Source organism: Mycobacterium sp. E3298, assembly GCF_001666895.1.
Taxonomy (GTDB): Bacteria; Actinomycetota; Actinomycetes; order Mycobacteriales; family Mycobacteriaceae; genus Mycobacterium.
Map to the genome: position 1 here is coordinate 1 of NZ_LZJB01000158.1, position 3,726 is coordinate 3,726.

The 3,726-nt window shown below is 66.1% G+C and carries 4 protein-coding genes; 1 reads left to right on the forward strand and 3 read right to left on the reverse strand.

What is annotated here, in order from left to right; all coding sequences use genetic code 11:
* From dusB to A9X05_RS07485, 3 genes are all read right to left on the reverse strand, one after another.
* Positions 1-947 (reverse strand): tRNA dihydrouridine synthase DusB (gene dusB, locus A9X05_RS07475; protein WP_231978287.1); only part of this gene is annotated, 947 nt, incomplete at its 3' end.
* Positions 948-1,002: 55 nt separating this feature from the next.
* A complete protein-coding gene (locus A9X05_RS07480) occupies positions 1,003-2,025 on the reverse strand; it encodes an acyl-ACP desaturase (RefSeq protein WP_067752159.1) in 1,023 nt (340 codons plus the stop codon).
* A gap of 173 nt (positions 2,026-2,198) precedes the next feature.
* Positions 2,199-2,804, reverse strand: coding sequence for a TetR/AcrR family transcriptional regulator (locus tag A9X05_RS07485; protein WP_067752156.1), 606 nt, complete (start codon positions 2,802-2,804; stop codon positions 2,199-2,201).
* Positions 2,805-2,870: 66 nt separating this feature from the next.
* Between A9X05_RS07485 and A9X05_RS07490 the strand changes: the two genes are divergently transcribed.
* On the forward strand, positions 2,871-3,726 hold an 856-nt coding region (locus A9X05_RS07490), incomplete at its 3' end, for an oxygenase MpaB family protein (RefSeq protein ID WP_067780372.1).

Genomic DNA, 3,726 nt, shown 5'->3' on the forward strand with positions numbered 1-3,726 from the left:
ACCGTGCCGTCCAATTGGCTTAGCAGAGAATCGAGTTCGTCGAGCGTCTTGACCATCGCCAGCGCCCGGCGCAGCTCCGAGCCGGCCGGAAAGCCGTGCAGGTACCACCCGATGTGCTTGCGGATGTCGCGCATGCCCTTGTCCTCGCCGAAGTGCGCTGCCAGCAGCCGCCCGTGTCGGCGGACGATGTCGGCGACTTCACCCAACGTGGGCGGGGTGGGGGCCGGGCTCCCGGTGAACGCGGCCGAGAGTTCGGCGAAAAGCCAGGGGCGACCCAAGCAGCCGCGGCCGATGACGACGCCGTCGCAGCCGGTTTTGGCCATCATCGCCAGCGCGTCGCTGGCGTCGTAGATGTCGCCGTTACCCAACACCGGAATCGTCGTCACGTGCTGCTTGAGCAGCGCGATCTGTTCCCAGTCGGCGGTGCCGGAGTAGCGCTGCGCCGCCGTGCGGGCGTGCAGCGCGACGGCGGCGGCGCCCTCGGTCTCGGCGATGCGGCCGGCGTCGAGGTGCGTCCGATGCTCGTCGTCGATGCCGACGCGGAACTTGACGGTCACCGGCACCCCGGAACCCTCGGCGGCACGCACGGCCGCCGCGACGATCTGGCCGAACAGCCGCCGCTTGTACGGCAGCGCGGCGCCGCCGCCGCGTTTGGTCACCTTGGGCACCGGACAGCCGAAATTCATGTCGATATGGTCGGCCAGGCCCTCGTCGACGATCATTCGGGCGGCGTCGTACGTGGTCGCCGGGTCGACCGTGTAGAGCTGCAACGAGCGTGGCGACTCATCGGGAGCGAACGTGGTCATGTGCATGGTGACCGGGTGGCGCTCGACGAGGGCGCGCGCCGTCACCATCTCGCAGACGTAGAGCCCGCTGACGGTGCCGGCCTTCGACCGCTCGAGCTCACGACACAGCGTTCGGAATGCGACGTTGGTCACGCCCGCCATCGGGGCCAGCACCACCGGGCTGGCGAGCGTGATGGGACCGATGCGCAACGCTGGGTTACCGGCGGCTCATAGCCAGCTTGCCGGCGGTCTGGTGCAGCTCGAACGCGGTGGTCTTCTTGCCGGTGCGGGCTTCCCGCTCGAGCTGGCGCTGCTTCGAGATCTCGAACTTGTCGCAGGCCTGCTCGAGTTCCTTGATCAGCAAGGCGAGGTCGTCGCGCATCGCCGCCGCCTCGCCGGTGAAGTCCTCGCGCTCGAAGATGCGCCATTTCTTCAGGACGGGCATGACGACGTCGTCGAGGTGGATGCGCGGGTCGTAGACGCCGCCGACGGCGATGAAGACGGCCTTGCGCCGGAACTCGGGGACCTGGTAGCCGGGCATCTGGAAGTTGCGCAGCACCTTGTGCAGCTCTTTCATTGCCTGATTGGGCGCAATCTCGAACCCGGCCTCGCTGACGTCGCGGTAGAAGATCATGTGCAGGTTCTCGTCGGCGGAGATCTTCTGCAGCAACTGGTCGGCGATGGTCTCGTTGCAGGCCTTGCCGGTGTTGCGGTGTGAAATCCGGGTCGCCAGCTCCTGGAAGGTCACGTAGATGACCGAGTCGAACAGGCTCTCGGCGAACAGGTCGGCCCGCACCTGCTGGTTCTGGCCCGGGCTGAAGCCCCGGTTCACCACCTCGATGCGGAGTTTCTCCAGCTCGACGGGGTCCACGGCGCGGGTCACGACCAGGTAGTCGCGCAGCGCGATGCCGTGCCGGTTTTCTTCGGCGGTCCACCGGTTGACCCACTGGCCCCAGGCGCCGTCCAAGCCGAAGTTCATCGCGATCTCGCGGTGGTATGACGGCAGGTTGTCTTCCGTCATGAGGTTCTGCACCATCGCCACCTGGGCGAGGTCGGAGAGCTGGCTTTCCTCGGGGTGCCAGTCCTGCCCGCCCAGCGCGTAGAAGTTCTTCCCGTCGGACCACGGGATGTAGTCGTGCGGGTTCCAGTTCTTGTGCATGCTCTCGTGCCGGTTGAGGCATTTCTCGACCACCGGTTCGAGCTCGTGCAGCAGCTGTAGGTTTGTCAGCTCTGCTGACATGGGGGCCCCTCCAGTTATCTGTGTCGACGGGTAGCAGTCAATATATCTGTGTACCTCAGTAGCATCAAGCTGCCTGGCCGCGCGCCGCGTAACGGTTAGATCCCACATCCGGGGCGTTCAGCTCAGGTCGTAAGGGTTGCCGCCGGGGCGGAGTCGATAAACCGGCAGTCGCACTAGCCCAAGTCGGGGGCGGGCACGTACGGGGCGGCCGTGATGTACAGCATGTTGACGCAGTAGTCGATGAATTGTTTTCGCGTGGCACCGAGCTGCCCGTTCAGGTACGCGGTGAACAGGCTCGAGAGGCCGCCGACCAGGCTGGTGGCGATCATCTTCTCCAGCACCGGGTCGCCGATCCGCGACAGCTTGCGCTGCAGCAGTTCGATGAAGTTGGGCATCCACTCCGCGCCAGACCGGGTCAGGATCGGTTCGACCGCCGGCGCCAGCAACAGCACCCGGCCGCGAACCGGATCGTCGACCATCAGCTCGACGAACTTTTCGACGGCTTCCCGCGGGGTGTTCGCCGAAGTGAGCGTGTTCATCGCGCGCGTACACACATCGTCGTAGACCGCGCGGACGAATTCGTCGCGGTCCGAGAAGCTTTCGTAGAAATACCGCTCAGTCAGGGCGGCCTCGCGGCAGACCGCGCGCACGGTCAGCGCGGGCCGGCTGCCGCTGCCGAGCAATTGCACGCCGGCGGCGATGAGGTTGTCGCGACGGAGGGTGAGGCGATCCCCCAGGGGGACGCCGGTCCACCGGCCCCGTCGTTGACCGGACTGCACATCGCTCCTAAGCTAGAACTGACAACGCGTGTAGTCAGATTTGCAGATACCCACAGGAATCCAATAGTGACCCAACATACGTCCGGACCCCGGCCGCTGACCAGCGACGTCGCCTGCGACGAATCGGGTGGACCCGCCGTGGCCGCCGGCTGCCCGGTATCGCCCCTGGGCTACGAGGCGCCACCGGTCCCGCTGGGGCCCGACTCGCTGACGTGGCGGTATTTCGGTGATTGGCGCGGAATGCTGCAGGGCCCGTTCGCGGGATCCATGCAGAACATGCACCCGCAGTTGGGCGCCGCGGTGGAGCAGCACTCGACGTTCTTCCGCGAACCCCTGCCGCGGGTGATGCGGTCGCTGTATCCGATCGGCGGGGTGGTCTTCGACGGCGACCGCGCTCCGACGACGGGCGCCGAGGTCCGCGACTACCACACCGAGATCAAGGGCGTGGACGACCAAGGCCGCCGGTATCACGCGCTGAATCCCGACGTCTTCTATTGGGCACACTCCACGTTCTTCATGGGCACGATCCTGGTGGCGGAGCGGTTCGGCGGCGGTCTGACGGAGGCCGACAAGCGGCAGCTCTTCGACGAACACATTCAGTGGTACCGGATGTACGGCATGAGCATGCGCCCGGTGCCCAAGACCTGGGAAGAGTTTCAGGAATACTGGGACCACATGTGCCGCAACGTATTAGAGGACAATTACGCGACGCGGGCCGTGCTCGATCTGACCATCTATGACAAGCTGCCGATCGCTCCCTGGCTCCCGGACTGGCTGTGGGGCGGCCTGACCAGGCTGTCGCGGCCGTTCTTCGTCTGGCTCACGGTGGGCTTGTATCACCCGGCCGTTCGCGAACGGTTGGGCTTTGAGTGGTCCGACCGCGACGAGTGGCTGCACCGGCGCTTCGGCAACCTGGTGCGCC

Excerpts from the sequence above, each read along its gene's own strand:
- A9X05_RS07480 (WP_067752159.1), bottom strand. The coding sequence starts at position 2,025 with ATGTCAGCAGAGCTGACAAACCTACAGCTGCTGCACGAGCTCGAACCG.